This is a genomic window from Stenotrophomonas sp. STEN020 (assembly GCF_056760195.1).
Genome location: NZ_JBRREI010000009.1, coordinates 54,568 through 71,138, shown reverse-complemented (window position 1 = coordinate 71,138; position 16,571 = coordinate 54,568). Strand labels below are relative to the sequence as shown.

At 67.0% G+C, this 16,571-nt stretch carries 18 protein-coding genes and 1 pseudogene; 18 read left to right on the top strand and 1 reads right to left on the bottom strand.

Annotation, left to right across the window (positions count from 1 at the left end; translation table 11 throughout):
* Positions 1-108 precede the first annotated feature (108 nt).
* Positions 109-378: an IS110 family transposase gene (locus ACVOLZ_RS06045; protein ID WP_033873718.1), complete on the top strand. Its 270-nt coding sequence runs from the start codon at positions 109-111 to the stop codon at positions 376-378.
* A gap of 135 nt (positions 379-513) precedes the next feature.
* Here ACVOLZ_RS06045 and ACVOLZ_RS06040 read toward each other — a convergent pair.
* Positions 514-943, bottom strand: a pseudogene (locus ACVOLZ_RS06040) (transposase domain-containing protein); the annotation flags it as partial.
* Positions 944-1,082: 139 nt separating this feature from the next.
* On the opposite strand from ACVOLZ_RS06040, the gene ACVOLZ_RS06035 reads away from it, so the two are divergent.
* The 17 genes from ACVOLZ_RS06035 to ACVOLZ_RS05955 all read left to right on the top strand — a co-directional run bounded on the left by ACVOLZ_RS06035 (position 1,083) and on the right by ACVOLZ_RS05955 (position 16,533).
* On the top strand, positions 1,083-1,991 hold the full coding sequence (locus ACVOLZ_RS06035) for a LysR family transcriptional regulator (protein ID WP_012761385.1): 909 nt from the start codon (positions 1,083-1,085) through the stop codon (positions 1,989-1,991).
* Positions 1,992-2,530: 539 nt separating this feature from the next.
* On the top strand, positions 2,531-3,289 hold the full coding sequence (locus ACVOLZ_RS06030; protein ID WP_003454930.1) for a hypothetical protein: 759 nt from the start codon (positions 2,531-2,533) through the stop codon (positions 3,287-3,289).
* 141 nt (positions 3,290-3,430) lie between these two features.
* Positions 3,431-3,649, top strand: a complete 219-nt coding sequence (locus ACVOLZ_RS06025; protein WP_003454927.1) for an AlpA family transcriptional regulator — start codon at positions 3,431-3,433, stop codon at positions 3,647-3,649.
* Positions 3,650-3,689: 40 nt separating this feature from the next.
* On the top strand, positions 3,690-4,556 hold the full coding sequence (locus ACVOLZ_RS06020) for a ParA family protein (protein ID WP_003454923.1): 867 nt from the start codon (positions 3,690-3,692) through the stop codon (positions 4,554-4,556).
* Positions 4,540-4,797 (top strand): hypothetical protein, encoded by a 258-nt coding sequence (locus ACVOLZ_RS06015; RefSeq protein ID WP_003454921.1) that lies wholly within the window; start codon positions 4,540-4,542, stop codon positions 4,795-4,797. The genes ACVOLZ_RS06020 and ACVOLZ_RS06015 overlap by 17 nt, the downstream gene beginning before the upstream one ends.
* Positions 4,790-6,451, top strand: coding sequence for a ParB family protein (locus ACVOLZ_RS06010; RefSeq protein ID WP_003454909.1), 1,662 nt, complete (start codon positions 4,790-4,792; stop codon positions 6,449-6,451). The genes ACVOLZ_RS06015 and ACVOLZ_RS06010 overlap by 8 nt, the downstream gene beginning before the upstream one ends.
* A 12-nt stretch (positions 6,452-6,463) precedes the next feature.
* The gene (locus ACVOLZ_RS06005) at positions 6,464-7,024 is read left to right on the top strand and encodes a DUF2857 domain-containing protein (protein ID WP_003454899.1); all 561 of its coding nucleotides are present in this window, start codon (positions 6,464-6,466) and stop codon (positions 7,022-7,024) included.
* Between the two features lie 3 nt (positions 7,025-7,027).
* On the top strand, positions 7,028-8,278 hold the full coding sequence (locus tag ACVOLZ_RS06000; RefSeq protein WP_126220062.1) for an STY4528 family pathogenicity island replication protein: 1,251 nt from the start codon (positions 7,028-7,030) through the stop codon (positions 8,276-8,278).
* 229 nt (positions 8,279-8,507) lie between these two features.
* A complete protein-coding gene (locus tag ACVOLZ_RS05995) occupies positions 8,508-9,287 on the top strand; it encodes a PFL_4669 family integrating conjugative element protein (RefSeq protein ID WP_003454895.1) in 780 nt (259 codons plus the stop codon).
* Positions 9,284-9,835, top strand: coding sequence for a DUF3158 family protein (locus ACVOLZ_RS05990; RefSeq protein WP_003454894.1), 552 nt, complete (start codon positions 9,284-9,286; stop codon positions 9,833-9,835). The genes ACVOLZ_RS05995 and ACVOLZ_RS05990 overlap by 4 nt, the downstream gene beginning before the upstream one ends.
* Positions 9,832-10,281, top strand: coding sequence for a single-stranded DNA-binding protein (locus ACVOLZ_RS05985; protein ID WP_003454893.1), 450 nt, complete (start codon positions 9,832-9,834; stop codon positions 10,279-10,281). The genes ACVOLZ_RS05990 and ACVOLZ_RS05985 overlap by 4 nt, the downstream gene beginning before the upstream one ends.
* A gap of 277 nt (positions 10,282-10,558) precedes the next feature.
* A complete protein-coding gene (locus ACVOLZ_RS05980; protein WP_003454892.1) occupies positions 10,559-12,601 on the top strand; it encodes a DNA topoisomerase III in 2,043 nt (680 codons plus the stop codon).
* Positions 12,602-13,333: 732 nt separating this feature from the next.
* Positions 13,334-13,660: a hypothetical protein gene (locus tag ACVOLZ_RS05975; protein ID WP_431606019.1), complete on the top strand. Its 327-nt coding sequence runs from the start codon at positions 13,334-13,336 to the stop codon at positions 13,658-13,660.
* 25 nt (positions 13,661-13,685) lie between these two features.
* A complete protein-coding gene (locus tag ACVOLZ_RS05970) occupies positions 13,686-14,078 on the top strand; it encodes a hypothetical protein (RefSeq protein WP_003454890.1) in 393 nt (130 codons plus the stop codon).
* Positions 14,079-14,181: 103 nt separating this feature from the next.
* The gene (locus ACVOLZ_RS05965; RefSeq protein ID WP_003454889.1) at positions 14,182-14,646 is read left to right on the top strand and encodes a hypothetical protein; all 465 of its coding nucleotides are present in this window, start codon (positions 14,182-14,184) and stop codon (positions 14,644-14,646) included.
* Positions 14,647-14,726: 80 nt separating this feature from the next.
* The gene (locus ACVOLZ_RS05960) at positions 14,727-15,443 is read left to right on the top strand and encodes a DUF5983 family protein (RefSeq protein WP_003454888.1); all 717 of its coding nucleotides are present in this window, start codon (positions 14,727-14,729) and stop codon (positions 15,441-15,443) included.
* Between the two features lie 292 nt (positions 15,444-15,735).
* A complete protein-coding gene (locus ACVOLZ_RS05955; RefSeq protein ID WP_003454887.1) occupies positions 15,736-16,533 on the top strand; it encodes a hypothetical protein in 798 nt (265 codons plus the stop codon).
* The last annotated feature ends 38 nt before the right edge of the window (positions 16,534-16,571 follow it).

The window sequence follows — 16,571 nt, the reverse complement described above, 5'->3', positions numbered from 1 at the left end:
CCAGCGCGATGGTGCTCCCCAAGTCATCAATCTGCAGCCATGTGAAAGGGGAAGTCCATGAACGAGATTGCCCGAGTCGGGGTGGATCTGGCCAAGCGGGTTATCTAGGTGCATGCGGTGGATGCGCGCGTGGTGGTTGCCAAGGCGCTGGCCGCTGACAAGTTTGCGGCCTGGTGCGCGGAGCTGCCTCCCGGCTGCCTGGTGGCCCTGGAGGCCTGCGGCGGTGCGCATCACTGGGCACGCAAGCTGCGCGGCTATGGGCTGGATGCGCGGCTGATTGCAGGCCACTTCGTCACGCCCTACCGCATGGCCGGCAAGGGTCGCAAGAACGATTCGGCCGATGGGCAACCCGCCCGCACATGCGCTTCGTGCCGGTGAAGACGCCGGCGCAGACGCTGCTGACCACCCATCAGCTGCGCAAACCTCCCGATTCACTCACGCAGCTGATTCCTGCTTGCCTAGGGACGACCATGTAAGCCGCAGATGGTCGGAGTCCTTTGCGACCAGCACCTACGTGAGCAGCCCGGAGGTGGGGATGCCCTTGGCGATGATCTCCGCCGGGACTGGCGCCTGGGTCAGCGTTCGGCACCTGTGCGCAGGTCCACTTGCCGCGGATGTGGCACTCTACCGTGAATACGCCCGGTGTGTTGTCCAGCTTCTCGCTGATGCGCTTGAGCGCACAGCCGCACGCGCAGCGAGTGTTCTCGGGCTCGTGGTGGCAGTCCACGCGCGGCAGGTCCGCCGGCAAGGCGGTGCGCTTAGGCATCGCGCCAGGCGTAGCCGGCGGCTTCTTCTTGCCCAGCAGTTCCTGGAGCTGCGCCTCAGCCGCGGCAAGGTCGGCGTCCAGAGCCTCGTCGAACAGCGCGCGTTGTTCGGCATCGAGCTGCTCGCTATTCTTGCCGAACTTCAGGCGTCGCAGCTGGGCGATCTCGAACGAGAGCTTCGCCGTAGGCGCTGACATGGGCGAAAAGCATCCGAGCATCACCCCCCAGGATGGCTCTCATCTCGATACAGAGGTGAATCCTCCGCACTATTCGGCTCCCTACGATGATATGGACTGATCACATCGGTAGGGAGAAAGCATGAACTTACGCCATCTTCGCTGCTTCATCGCCGTAGCCGAGGAACTGCACTTCGGCCGGGCTGCTCGACGGCTGCACATCGAACAGTCTCCACTGTCGCGCACGATCCGCCAGATGGAGGCGGATTTAGGGGTGCCGCTGCTCAACCGCTTGCCACGCAGTGTTCGTCTCACACCGGCGGGACAGGTCTTCCTCGAAGAAGCCCGGCGCGTACTGCTGGCCTTCGAGCAAGCGCAGACCAAGGCACGCGCCGCAGCGAACCAGCGGAACACGCTGCGCATCGCACTATCTGGTGACATGGGGCAGGCCCGCTTGTCGGCGTTGCTTGCGCTTTGCCGCGAGGAGGCACCACAGGTCGGCATTCGGATATTTGAAACGCCACTGGCGCAGTTGGTGACTGGACTGCGCAACGACTTGTATGACGCAGGTTTTGCATTGGCTGGTGAAATGGACGCCGGCATCGTCGCCATGCCGGTGTGGCGAGACCCGCTGGTGGTGGCTTTGCCCGCCAGGCATCCGCTGCTGGCTTTCAAGGAAGTGCCGCTGGAGGAAGTGGCGAGCTATCCGCTGGTGCTGTGCGATCCCCAGGTCTGCGAAGGTTGCAGCCGGCAGCGCGAACGGCTGCTCCGCACGGTGGATGCGCAGCCGACGGTAGCCGAGTACGTCAAGACCCATTCCCTGATGCTGGCCCTCGTGGCCGCCGGCTACGGCGTGGGCTTTTCGAGCGCGGCGCATCTGGCGGGTTGCCATCAGGCCGATGTCGTCGTGCGGCCGCTGGCCGACGAGACCGCTTCGCTGACGACCTATCTACTGCGACCCGAAGGCGAAATCATGGAGCCGCTGCGGCAGTTCATCGACCGCGTGGAGCGTGTCGGACGCCCGCAAGGCACCGATCAACGCCCGATGTGACGCGGGGATTTTGGACGGTACGATTCCCTTTCGGTCTGGACCTTGACCCGCATTGCATCGGCGGCCGACCTTTTGCGTCACGGGCATGGATGGCGAATCGGGCCTATCCACCCGGCATCAAGCAAGGCACCTTCAAGCTGTCGAGGTCACAGCAGTGACGCAGAACGCATGAGCCCTTGCTGGATGCAAACCGGCTCAGCCGGAAGTCGCATTGGCGCTTTACCCCGCCCGTATTCCTACGAAAACTTTGCCCTGGTTTTCCGGTAAAGCGCGGCATCCCTTCCTGATCGAACTTGGATGCGCGGCTTTTCAGACCGTTGCGCCGGTAACAAGATTTTTCGCAGGTGCATTATGGTTGAGGTGTAGCGGGCACCGCAAGGAGGTTTGCCCCCTGCGTAACGCTCGGCGACATCGCCGCACCCAACGTCCACCACGATGCCGACCGGCTCGCGCTTTATCGGGTTCTTTGGGCAATCGCTGCGCCCATGTGGGCCGCGCGCGCTTGCCATGTGTCGATCCGACGATGGGAAGAGCGCGTTATGCCGAAATCGAGCAGCCACGCCTTTGGCGCAAAGACGTACTACCGACCGATCGAGGCGGCCGTCCGCTGGTGCGGTCTCCTGCGCTTCGAGCAGCGTATTCTGGAGGCGCTGGAGCAGCGTGCCATGCCGGAGCCCGGCGAATTCCCGCGCTGGCCGCTGCTGCGCCTGTATGCCGAGCGCATCTTCGACGCGCTGACGCATGGCGAATTGCCCGGTGGCAAGGCCGGCATCGTGCTGGACTCGCAGCGGCCGGCGCTCGACGACCCCGAGTTGACCGTGCGCCACGTGGACTTGAAAGCGTGGATGTCGCAGTTCTACCCCGGCGATCGGCCGGGGTTTTTGTTTGACGGCATCGAACGCGCGGTGCATCCGGCGGTGAGCGTGGACACGCTCAACATTCTGCTGGCCGATCGCGAAGCAGCGAAGTCGCAACTTGCCGAACTTGCCCTGGTGCATGAAACGCTGCGCACCGCGCACGAAGCACTGGCGAAGGAACATGCCACGCGCGCGGCCAACGACGAACAGGCGCGCGAGCCTGGCCTGCGCAGCGAGACGACTTACCTCAACATCATCGGCGGACTGCTGACGCTGCTGCTGGGCAATTCGCCGTCAGGCGCGGCCTATTCGTCGTTCCGCAGCATGGATGCCGTGGTCAGCGCGCTGATCGCACACCATGAGGGGCGGCCGGGTCTCAGCGAGCGGACGCTGTGGAGCAAGCTCGCGCAGGCGCGGCGCCACCTGGAGGCGTCGCGCTGACGACGCGGCCAGCATGATGCCGATGCGGCGCACTGCAATTGCAGTCGCTGCTTCTGCAATTGCAGTGATTTCGGCGACCGCGGTGTATTGAATACGAGGCACTTTCCGAACAGCGCCAGTGAGCGTCAAGGAGTGTCTCTCATGTCTTCGCAGACCACCGCGCCGGCAGTGCCGGCCGAGCACCGCATCCTGCGTCGCGCCGAAGTCGAGGCCAAAACCGGCTTCAAGCGCGCGCACATCTACAGCCTGATGAAAGAAGGCAAGTTCCCCAAGGCGCTGCGCTTGGGCGTGCGCGCCGTGGGCTGGGACTCGGCGGAGGTCGAGCAGTGGATCGCCGATCGCCTCGATGAGCGCGCCTGACGCTTTTCCTCGGTACATGCCATTCAACCGGGAGAGGCCCATGCAGGTGGTGTCCATCATTTCGACCAAGGGCGGCGTCGGCAAGACCACGACGGCGGCCAACCTGGGCGGCTTCGCAGCCGACACCGGGCTGCGCGTGCTGCTGCTGGACCTGGACGTGCAGCCCACGCTGTCGAGCTACTTCACGCTGGCCGAGCGCGCGCCGGCCGGCATCTACGAGATGCTGGCCTACAACGAGCAGCGCGCCGAGCAACTGGTGTCGCGCACCGCGATCGAGCGGCTTGACCTGGTGCTCTCGAACGACGACCGCGGCGAGCTGAACACGCTGCTGCTGCACGCGCCCGATGGCAGATTGCGGCTGCGCCACCTGCTGCCCACGCTGGCGCCGCACTACGACCTGCTGCTGATCGACACCCAGGGCGCGCGCAGCGTGCTGCTGGAGATGGCGGTGCTGGCCTCGAACTTGGCGCTTTCGCCGGTGACGCCGGAAATCCTCGCGGCGCGCGAGCTGCGGCGCGGCACGCTGCAACTCATCGAGGACATCGCGCCGTACCGCCACCTCGGCATCGAGCCGCCGCCGCTGCACCTGCTCATCAACCGCGTGCATCCGGTGTCGTCGAATGCGCGGCTGATCCAGCAGGCGCTGCGTCAGGTATTCCAGGAGCAGCCTGGCGTGCGCGTGCTGGACACCGACGTGCCGGCGATTGAAGCCTATCAGCGCGCCGCGACGCGCGGACTGCCGGTGCATCGGGTGGAATACCGCCAGCCGGCGGGCCGCACGGCACCTGCCGCATTGGAGACCATGCGCGCGCTGGCCGGCGAGCTGTTCCCGGCGTGGCAGGAGCGCTTTGCGCTCGTCACCGGCCGAGGCGACGCGGGAGGGGCCGGCCATGGCCAGCGCACATGACCTGGCCCGCGGCCACAAGCGGCTGCGAGGGCTGATCGAGTTCGCCCTGGGAGAAGGTTGGAAGGTGGTGCGCACCCGCGGCGGGCACCTGCTGTTCACGAAGCAAGGCTGCGCGCCGATCTACACCAGCTCGACGGCGAGCGACCACCGCGCCGAGCGCAACGCCCGTGCGCAGCTTCGCCGCGCCGACCGACAGGCGGCCCAGGGTGTTGCAGCATCTCAGGAGAATGGCCGTGGCTGACCTGACGCCGCAGGACATGGCCGCCAATCTGCTGGCCTCGGGCTTCGAGCGCAACGGCCCTTCGGTCGCGGCCCTGAGCGACCCCATCGCCGACACGCCGATGGTGGTGACGCTGGACCAGTTGCGCCCCTACGACCACGACCCGCGCGTGACGCGCAACCCGGCCTACGAGGACATCAAGGCCTCGATCCGCGAACGCGGGCTCGATGCGCCGCCCGCGATCACGCGCCGGCCCGGCGAACCGCACTACATCATCCGCAACGGCGGCAACACGCGCCTGGCGATCCTGCGCGAGCTGTGGAGCGAGACGAAAGACGAACGGTTCTTCCGCATCCCCTGCCTGTTCCGCCCGTGGCCGCAGCGCGGCGAAGTGGTGATGCTGACCGGGCACCTGGCCGAGAACGAGTTGCGCGGCGGGCTCAGCTTCATCGAGCGGGCCTTGGGCGTGGAGAAGGCGCGCGAGTTCTACGAGCAGGAAATGGGGCGGGACAGCGGCCAGCCGCTGTCGCAGAGCGAGCTGGCGCGGCGGCTTACGGCCGATGGCTTCCCGCTGCCGCAGTCGCACATCAGCCGCATGCAGGACGCCGTGCACTACCTGCTCCCGGCGATCCCCACGCTGCTGTACGGCGGGCTCGGCCGGCATCAGGTGGAACGGCTCGCGGTGCTGCGCAAGGCCTGCGAACGCACCTGGGAGCGGCGTGCCCTGAGGCGCAACCTGTCGATGGACTTCGCTACGCTGTTCCAGGACGTGCTGGCGCAGTTCGACACGCAGCCCGACAACTTCTCACCGCAGCGGGTGCAGGACGAGCTGGTCGGCCAGATGGCCGAGCTGCTGGAAGCGGACTACGACACGCTGAGCCTGGAAATCGACGACAGCGAGAGCCGGCAGCGCGCATTGACCAGCGATCCTGCGCCGCTGCAGGCGGCAAGACCTGCGGTGCCGGCCGGGCCACCGCGACCACCGTCACCGCCTTCGCTGCCGCCCGGCCCCTCGGTGCAGTCGTCGGAGCCTGGCCCTGGCCAGGCTGCGCAGGCCGGTTCCACGCCGGCCGCCAGCGACAAGGGCATGCAGCAGGATGACGAACGCCTGCAGGGTCACATCGTGTCCCCGGCCCCGACCACCGAACGCCTGCAATCCATCCAGCGCATGGTGGCCGATCAGATGGGCGACAAGCTGCCCGACTTCGAGGCCGACGCGCTGCGCGCGATCCCTGTGCAGGCGGGCGGGCTCTACCCCATCTCGGATGTCTGGTACATCGAGCCCGGCCTGGATGTGCCGGATCGGCTGCGGGTGCACATCGCGCAGTTCGCGCGCGAGATCGCCGAGGAAGCCGACGTGGCCGGGCAGGTCGAACCCAGCGAAGGCGGCATGGGCTTCGTCTGCGTGGCGCCCCCGGCGGTGCGCGCATTGCCTCCGTTCGCGTGTGCGGTGCTGACCTTGCTGCATGCGCTGTGCGCCGCGCCCCGACCCGCCCCCGGCTTCGATGGCGCCCGGCTGGCCGACGACCTGGCGGCCTTGCTGCATGGCGGCGGCGCATATCCGCGCCTGAGCGATGCCGGGCTGGTAAAGCTGTTCCGGCTGCTGCGCATGGCGCGCCGGCTGCTGGATCTGGAGACCGGCGCGGCCTCCAGCAACCCCGGCCACGGCGCCTGAGCAGAGGCCATCATGTCGGCACCGCATCCGCTCAACCAGGCCGTCATCGCACAGGCGCTGCACGACCTGCGCAATGGGCAACTGCGGCGCTGCAAGGCGATGGGCTTCGGCGAGGAGGAGCTGGACGCGCTCAAGCACCCCGAACTCGTGAGCATGCTGGTGAACGCCACGGTGTCGTGGTGTTCGGTGTCGGTGAACCGCGATGTGCTGAAGCGGCTGCTGAGCCAAGTGCACGACGTGGAGCGAGAGATCGCGACGGTCGACCGCATGCTGCGCCTGGGCGCCAGCACGGAGATGGTCAGCCGCTTCTACGGGCTTACGCACCAGGAGGTGGCCCTGCGCCGCGACATCCTCGGCCTGCCCAAGCGCAAGGGGCGGCATCCGGTGCTGGACGAGGCGCAGGACACGGCGCTGTGGAAGCAGTGGAAGGCCGGCGTCATGGAGCGCGGCATCGCGCTGGACGATGAGGTGGCGATGCTGACGCTGACCATGGACCTGGCCGAGACCTTGAACCTGCCGATGTCGGTGATCTGGTCGGCGATACGCAACTGGATCGACCAGGGGCTGGTGTAGGCCATGGCGACCGGCGGCGCACCCCGGCGCGATGGCCCCGTGGCGCTGTCGGCACTGTTCGACGACGCGCTGCGGGAACTGGTGCCACGGGCACCGCCGACACCGCCAGCCCCGCGCGGCGCTGCTGCTGCATCGCCGGCCGCGCCGGTCAGCGACGGCTTCCTCTACAGCGGCAACCGGCACGAGAGCGTGCCGCGTGCGCTGTTCCTCGACCGGCGCCTGACGCCGCTGGAGCGCAACGCCTGGCAGGTGCTCCGCCTGCAGCTCCAGAGCGACGGCGTGACGGCGTTCCCGACCTACGACCAGCTTCGCCCCTACCTCGCCTCGATGCCCTGCGCGGCGCAGGCCTCGCACGAGACCGTGGCGCGCGCCTTGACGCTGCTGCGGCTGACGCGCTGGCTGAGCCTGGTGCGACGGCGCCGCGACCCGAAGACCGGGCGCATCCTGAGCAACCTCTACATGCTGCACGACGAACCGCTGACACCCTTCGAGGCGATGCAGCTCGACCCCGACTACCTCGGCCTGGTCGGCCAGGCGCTGACCCATGCGGCGAAGGCGGTGCAGATCGTCGGCATGAACACCCTGCGCGAGATCGCCGAAGACCCGATGCTCAACGGCCGCACGCTGCCCACGCGGCTGCAGGTGCTGGCACTGCGCATGGCGCGCAACGAATGGGCGGACGCGAGTTATCCACAAGCGCCTGTGGATCACGAATCCGAAGAAGGCCAGGACGGCCTGCTTCGGAATCTCGAAGGCCCGTCTTCGGAATCCGAAGCAGGGCTGAAATCCGCGCCAGACGGCTCACTTCGGAATCCGAAGGAGGACCGTACTGTACGTATGGATCGTATAAATCAAGTACGTACAGTACCGCGCGCGAAGTCGTTGCAGCACCTGCGCCTGCCCGAGCGCCTGCTGCGCTTGAAGGACGAGCAGCAAAGCGGCGCGATGGTGGCCTTGCAGCAGGTGGACGAGTCGCTGCGGCAGGCGGTGTTGGACGAATGGGATGCGCGCTGCCGCAACAGCGCGGTACGCAACCCGGCCGGCTATCTGTTCGGCATCATCCAGAAGGCGATCCGCGGCGAGTTCAACGCCTGGGCCGGCGAAGGCGGTTCGCCATCGACGCCGCCTGCGCCGCCGCCACGGCCAGCCGCACCGGCACCGTCTGCACCGCCACCGCCCGCGCCGAACGGCCCTGGCCGCGAGGCAGCGCGGGCCTACCTGGCGAAACTGCGTTCAACCCTGGGCGATTCCTGAGCAGCTATCCCCAGGGGATAGCTGGGACACGAAGCCTTCCAGGCATCGGCTTCGGTTCTGTCATGCGTCGCACGGTCGCAGCCCGGCGCGGACCTATCCCCTGGGGATAGACGGAACACGCGACCTTCCGGGGCGACAACCGGGAGCGCACCCGCTGCGGTTTGTTGACTGACGCCCTTCCGGGCGATGCCGATGCTGGCGGCTCGTTCCCGTACCGCGAGTCGTCACCATGGCCAATGAATCCCAGCCGCCCCTGCAGTTGAATCTCGGATCGCTGCGCAGCGCGATGTCGCTGACGCTGCACACCCACCACGCTTCACGCATCTGGCATGGCCGAGCGCCTGCCGAGGGCCGGCCCGGGATCATCGGCCTGAACGGATACATCAGCGTGATGAACAAGATGAAGCGCGGCGCCGAGCAGGACGATCCCTACTCGGATTTCTGGATGCTGCGCATCGAGGACAAGCTGACGCAGACCAAGGACAGCTTGCAGGCGCTGCGTGAGCAGGTGGACCAGGCGCTGGCCGACGTGCCGCCCGCGCTGTCGCTGGGCGAGAACATGAACGTGCAGCCCGTGAAGCTGCCGCTGTTCGTCAATGCGCAGCTCGGCTTCATGGCGGTGTACCTGCTGGCCGACTACGACGACCTGGCCCGCAAGCTGATCCTCGCCCACCACACCGCGCTGATCGACCGCAGCACGCTGGAACGCTGGCTCAACGACGGCGCGCATGCGCTGCGCAGCCTGTTCTCGCTGGCACAGCAGTACCGCTACTCCGGCGCGACGCGCGACGACTTCGCCTCGAAGAACGCGGTGGCGCGGGCGGCGCTGGAGAAGTTCGGCGAGTTGCCGCAGGACGTGCTCGAAGGCACGCGCCGCTCGCGCTTTGCGCCACCGATCGCACGGCGGTCGGGCAAGCCTGGTACAGCCGCGGATGCCGCACCCAGCGCTGGCGCAGCCGACGTGGCGGACGACGACCACGACCATGACGGCGAAGGCACGAAGGCATGACAGCATCGTCTTCCACCGGCCAACCGGCGCGCTTCCTGCCGCTGGAACAGGCGGACTTCCAGCGCCTGGAACACGGCTCCTACCTAAAAGGCCTTTTACAGCCTTTTAAAGGTAAGGGGAGTCTGGAGGCCTGGGCCAACCAGTGCACGGCGCTGCGCGACGACTTAATCGGGCTGGCGCAGCGGCGCGTGCTGCAACAGGCGCGGGCCTACCCCTTCTCGCTGCTCGACGTGCAACTGGCCCAGCAGACCACTGGCGCAGGCACGACCTTCCTGCGCTGGCGCAACCACGACCGTTCTTCCATGGGCGTGGCGCTGTGGGAATCGCTGCTCGACCGCCCGGCGACGCCGGCCTCGCTGATCGACGACCTGTACGCGATGGAGCTGCAGCGCATCGCTTTGAACATGCAGATCAGCCTCCTTCACACGCTGGGCCGCCAGGCCCAGGAGTGCGCCAGCAAGGCCGCGCAGGCCGAAGCGGCTTACCTGCGACGTGTCCACGGGCATGCCGCGTCGGTTCCATCCACCACCCCCAAGGAGTCTCCATGAGCACGCACTTCGTCGGCGAGGGCAACATCGGTTCCGCGCCGGACTATCGCGAATTCCCTAACGGCAACGACGAGCCGCGCCGGCTGCTGCGCCTGAACGTCTACTTCGACAACCCGATCCCAAAGAAGGACGGTGAATTCGAGGACCGCGGCGGCTTCTGGGCGCCGGTGGAGCTGTGGCACCGCGACGCCGACCACTGGAAAGACCTGTACCAGAAGGGCATGCGCGTGCTGGTAGAAGGCCGCACGGTGAAGGACGAGTGGGAGGACGCCGACGACAACGAGCGCACGACCTTCAAGATCGAGGCCCGCCGCATCGGCATTCTGCCGTACCGCATCCAGGCCGTGACCCTCAGCGCCAGGACGCTGGAACCCGAGGCCGCAGTACCGCCGCCGAAGGAGACCAAGGGGACGAAGGCGTCGAAGGAAACCAAGGCCAAGGGCTGATTCCCCGCAGGGGGCGGCTGTAGCAACCGTCAGACGCCCGCCATGCACCAGCTATCCCCAGGGGATAGCTCCAGGGTGTTCCACCGGGTTCCAGCCGCCCTCCCGAAACGACGCTCCCGCTGCGCCAGCCGTTGCGGCTTCGCGCATGCCGCTGCGGCAACGCATCGCCTGCCGATCACAAAGCGGTGTCTGCGCCAATCGGCTTCCTTGCTGCCGTCATCCGCTGGCCCGGCCAAGCTGGGGCCATCCGATGACCGCACACTTCCAAGGAGGCTTCATGCGCGTGTTCCTGTGCGAGAAGCCGTCCCAGGGCAAGGACATCGCCCGTGTGCTGGGCGCCGGCCAACGCGGCAACGGCTGCTACAGCGGTGCGGGTGTCGTCGTGACCTGGTGCATCGGTCATCTGGTCGAAGCGGTTCCGCCCGAAGGCTACGGCGAGCAGTACAAGCGCTGGGGCATCGAGCAACTGCCTATTCTTCCCGAGCGTTGGCGTGTCGAGCCCAAGGCGGCGACCGCGGCGCAGTTCAAGGTCGTGCAGCAGCTCGTCGCCAAGGCGGGCGAACTGGTGATCGCGACCGACGCCGACCGCGAGGGCGAGATGATTGCCCGCGAGATCATCGAGCTGTGCGGCTACCGCGGCCCGATCCAGCGCCTGTGGCTGTCGGCGCTCAACGATGCGTCGATCCGCAAGGCCCTGGGCACGCTCAAGCCGTCCGCCGAGACACTGCCGCTGTACTTCTCCGCGCTCGCCCGATCGCGTGCCGACTGGCTGATCGGGATGAACCTGAGCCGCCTGTTCACGCTGCTGGGCCGCCAGGCCGGCTACAACGGCGTGCTGTCGGTCGGGCGCGTGCAGACGCCGACGCTCAAGCTGGTCGTGGACCGTGATCGCGAGATCGCACGCTTCGTCTCGGTGCCGTTCTGGGCCATCGAGGTCGCGCTCTCGCATGCAGGCCAGTCCTTCGTTGCAAGCTGGACGCCGCCACAGGGCAGCACCGACGACGCCGGCCGCTGCTTGCAGCAGCCGGTGGCGCAGCAGGCCGCCGAACGCCTGCGCGCGGCCGGCACCGCCCAGGTGCTGTCGGTAGAGACCGAGCGCGTGCGCGAAGGCCCGCCGCTGCCGTTCGACCTCGGCACCTTGCAGGAAGTGTGTTCCAAGCAGTTGGGCCTCGACGTGCAGGAGACGCTGGACATTGCCCAGGCGCTGTACGAGACGTACAAGGCAACGACCTATCCGCGCTCGGATTCGGGCTACCTGCCCGAGAGCATGCTGGCCGAGGTGCCGGCCGTCCTCGACAGCCTGGTCAAGACCGATCCCGGTCTGCGGCCGCTGATCGACCGCCTGGACCGCCAGCAGCGTTCGCGGGCCTGGAATGACGGCAAGGTCACGGCGCACCACGGCATCATTCCGACGTTGGAGCCGGCCAATCTCTCGGCGATGAGCGACAAGGAGCTGGCCGTCTACCGGCTGATCCGCGCCCATTACCTCGCGCAGTTCCTGCCGCACCACGAGTTCGACCGGACGGTGCCGCAGCTCACGTGCGGCGGGCAGTCGCTGGTGGCGGTCGGCAAGCAGATCGCGGTGGCCGGATGGCGCCAGGTGCTGGCGGCGCCTGAGCCCGAGGACGGTGACGGTGACGGTGACGGTGAGGATGCACAGCGCGGACAGGTGTTGCCGGCGCTGCAGACAGGTGCCGCCTGCCAGGTCGGCCAGGTCGAACTGAAGGCGTTGAAGACGCTGCCGTCCAAGCCCTACACGCAAGGCGAGCTGGTCAAGGCCATGAAGGGCGTCGCAAAGCTCGTGACCGACCCGCGCCTGAAGCAGAAGCTCAAGGACACCACGGGCATTGGCACCGAGGCCACGCGCGCCAACATCATCAGCGGGCTGCTGGCCCGCGGTTATCTGTTGAAGAGGGGTCGGTCCATCCGCGCGTCGGATGCCGCCTTCACGCTGATCGACGCCGTGCCTGCGGCCATCGCCGACCCGGGCACCACGGCGGTGTGGGAGCAGGCGCTGGACATGATCGAGGTCGGCCAGATGACGCTGGACACCTTCATCGCCAAGCAATCGAGCTGGGTCGCCCAGCTCGTGCAGCAGTACCGCGGCGCCACGCTGAACCTCAAACTGCCGCCCGCACCGAGCTGCCCGCAGTGCGGCGCACCGATGCGCCAGCGCAGCGGCAGGAGCGGCGCGTTCTGGTCTTGCAGCCGCTACCCGGACTGCAAGGGCACGCAGCCGGTCGAAGATACCGGAGCAGGCAAGCGCGGCGCATCCAGCCGTGCATCAGGCCCACCGCGTCGGCGCCCCAGGGCGAACTGACGCCCCCATCTCCCTCTGCCACGCCGGCTGCTGCCGACGGCGGGGCAAACCTCCCGCGCCTCGCGGGACTCCCCAGCGCGCGTTCCCTTCTGCAACGGTGTGCGCGTCCTGCACGGGCCGATCACGGCTGGCAGGGCGAGAAGGTCATTGTTCCATCGAATCGCGCTCGCCGCGATTCCGCTGATCGACGTGCTTCCGTCCATCCGCGAGCGGTCTCCTGACGCCTTGGCCCGCAAGGCTGCGAGGTGTCAGGAGACCGTTTGCGGTCGACGGTATTCGGTGCCGGTGCCCGCCGGCGGAACAACGGGTTCCCTTTGTGTGTGGATACACGCCAGAGGATGCCGGCCCCAGCCACGAAACGGGCCGGGTGAGATTGCTGACGCAGCGAATGGCTTTGACGATGGCCTGGCCTGCTTGCAGCCCACAGGTGGATTGATTTCTCTCCAGCCGAAGCCTTGCGAGGCTTCGGCGCCTTTGTCGTGGGCGAACGGAATCGTGCATCGCTGCTCTTGCCAGCGCTCGGCCCAAACTGGACGGCGTTCGGTTCCGTTTGATCAGCGACGGAGTGCCGCCGCGCTTTCATTCTTCCCGCATGTGTCGCTGACGGTCGTCAGCACCATGCCCTGGCAGCCCCGGTCCTCAAGGCTGCAACGCGGTTCGCCGCGTTGACCGATCCAGTCCGCTTCGCACCGACCACCGCGGACGCGCGTCGCCACGACGCGGGTGCTTTTCATGTTCAACCCTTCGGGAGGTATCCGCTCCCGTCAGGGCGTGGTGCTCCCGGTCTTCAACCAACAGGAGAAAACCATGTCCCTTGCGCTCGCATCGGCACCTTTGAGTGCTGAACAGGCCCGAGCCGAATCCATCGGCTACCAGGCCCTGGCCTGCGTCGGCAAGCGCCTGCCCCTGCAAGTGCTGTGCAGCGCAGCCGGCCACTACATCGGCACCGCCGATGCGGACGGCCCGGTCTCGCGGGAGTCGGTCAGCTACTTCCGCTCGCACCACGCCGCCGAGCACGCCCTGCAAACGGGCCGCTGGCAGCAGCGCCTCCACCCGTGATGTCCAACCACCAGGAGCCCATGTCATGAACCGTGCCCTGCCTCAAGAGGTACTTGATCAGATCGAGCTGGAACACCAGCACTTCGCCGCCGCGCCCCAAGCCTTCTTCGAGGCGTGGAAACGCGGCGTCGACATCGCCGGAGCCGAATGGTTCGGCGACGGCACCCGCGAAGGCCTGCAGCGTGCCACCACCAAGTGGGATCTGCGGCCGAAGCTGCTGATGCTCAACGATGCCCTCGGCGTCCTGAGCAGCGGCCAGCGGATGTTCCTGTCCGCGATGGTGAGCTTCTACAACGCCCGCGAGGGCGGTGCGATGCTCAAGCGTTGCGGCTTCGAGGGTCTGTCCGACCTGGGCGGCCTCGACCTGGAACGGCGCAAGGTCGTCGCCGACCTGACGCTGAACTACAACGGCTGGTGAGCCGCGCTGCGGCCTGCCGACGTTCTTCTTTTCTTCCCACCCCACGAGGGACATGCGTCCCTGCATGGGGCCATGTCCCTCCTTTTCTTGAAAGGAGTGATTCATGTCCCCTGACTTTTCCATCGGTCTGCTCGTGACCGACGACGACATCGATGCGGTCATCCTTGAAGGCTGGCCGGCCGACGTGCGCAAGCCGCGCATCGTGGTGCTCGACTACGCCGGCAATGATGTGCCCGACGAGTATGTGCTGCATGTCAGCAGCGGAACCCCGAATACCGGATTGACCGGGCGCGAGGTGTTCCCGGTCGAGTACGGACCCGACTGCCGCTACCCATCGCCCGCTGAAGTCCTTTCGGTGCTCGATGCACCTAAGCCGGCCGGAAAACCTTCCGCGCTGAGCATCGCCCGCAACGTGCACCAGAGCATCCTCAACCTGGATGCGCGGCTGGATCGCCTGGAGCAGGCGCCGACCGGCGACGACTACAACCGCCTGTACCAGCTTGCGAATGGCGGCCTGCTCGACCTGTTGAAGGCGCTGGGCGACCCGTCCTCTACCGCTGCCGACTGACCGGCTGCCACTTTATCCACCCGCTGGGGTTCAATCCCCAGCAGGGGATCGCCTCGGCCATCCTCTGCTGGAGAAATCCCATGTCCTACTCGAACAACAATCCCTTTATCCGCGGCTACGATGGCCTGTCGGTCGAGCGGCTGCTCGCCATCTCCTACGATGACGACTGCCCACTGACCTACCTGCCGCTGCATCCCTCGCAGTCGAATCTACCGGACAGCCAGATCGAACGGCGTAGCTGTGTCTTCTCGGACGACTTCGCGCTAATCACCGAAGACCAGGCCGTGCCTGCCGAGCTGGAAGCGCAATGCCGCAGTCACGGCCTCGCCCGCAACGTGGTCTATGCCGTCATGGCCGAGGAAGAAGGCAAGCCGCTGCACGTGGGCGATACCTACTCCGAGGAATCAGCCCGCGAAGTCGTGCAGCGCCTGCGCTTCGAGACCGGCTACTACAGCCGGTGCTGGGAGATCAGCAGCGCGCACCTCGACGTCGACGCGCATCGCTTCCTCGCCGAGCTGGCGGACATCGCCACGCCGACGCTGTTCCTGTTCGTCGCCTTCCGCATCCCGTACAGCCCGGCCATTGGGTTGAAGCTGATCGCCACGCCCTGGACCGACGAGAACCTGCGTGTGGTCGAAGGCATCACGGCCAAGCGGCTGATGCAGGAGCATCGCAAGAAGGGCATGCCGGAATCCCTCATGCACGTGCTGCACCTGGCCGCGCTCGCCGACGTGCGCATGCTGGTCTTCGATGCCGATGCGCAGGTGCTGGACGGCCTGCCGATCTACGACGACTGACACCACCTTTCGAGCCCCCACGCGGGGCTCGTATTCTTTCTGGACGAAGCCGGTGGACGCGCAGTGCCGATTCCCCCGCGTCGCTGGCCCACGCCTGACGCACGCTGCTCGCATGTTCGCTGGCGTTGCCGGCAAGCATGCCCAGGCAGTCGAGACCTTCGAGGCTGCGGCACGGTTCGCCGTGCTGGTTGCTATTCCTTCTCCGGGCGCATGTCGCGTCCATCCACCTCACCCCCAAGGGACACACCTCCCTTGCGGGCGGAAGTCCCTTGGTTGCCACAAGGAGTCTTCCATGGATACCCAAGCCATCCGCGCACAGATGCCGACGCTGGTTCGCGGCCACGTGCCTTCCAACGTCCGCAGCTTCAAGTTCAACATCTTCGACGGCCAGCCCAAGGTTTCGACGCTGGGCTTCCACGTTGATCCCAAGCCCTTCGAGGGCAAGGTCATCGCCACCACCGACGAGGCCATCGTCGTCAAGACGGGGCGGGCCGAGTTCGCGGTGCTCGACAAGGCCCTCGTCACCGACGTGCCCGACGAAGGCGCCAAGGTGCAGGTCGAACCGTATGCGCGGCGCCGCTTCGACGGCTTGCGCGCGGATACGCCCGAGGAGAGCACTGAGTTCACCGCCGACGGCCAGCCGTACACGGTGAAGCGGCTCATCCTGGGTTCCGCGCCGGCCAAGCTGCCGATCCCCGAGCCGCAGTGCCCCGAGCTGCAGGAGCTGATCCACCAACTGGAGCAGTTGCCCGCGCCCGATGGATTCCGCCGCATCACGCACCTGCTGGTGGATGCCGGCGCGCGGGACTTCACGGTGGTCGATCCGAGCCCCAGCAACATCATCGCCACGCCGCCGGCCATCGGCTTCACCGTCGCTTCGGCGAAGTTCCAGGGGCGCGTCACCGTGCTCTACGAACGCGGCCTCGACACCTACGCGGTGGAGCTGCATCGCGAAGGCGAGCTGGTCGAGCGGGTCGATGAAGTGTTCTTCGACACCTTGGGCCAGGTGCTGGAGCGGCTGATCGACGACGGGAGCTGGCGCCTCATCCGCGTACAGCGCCTGTCCGGTCGCAAGCCCGTCCAGCACTGATCCCCTCACGTCCCCAAGCGGCTTCCCGTCCTCGCGGC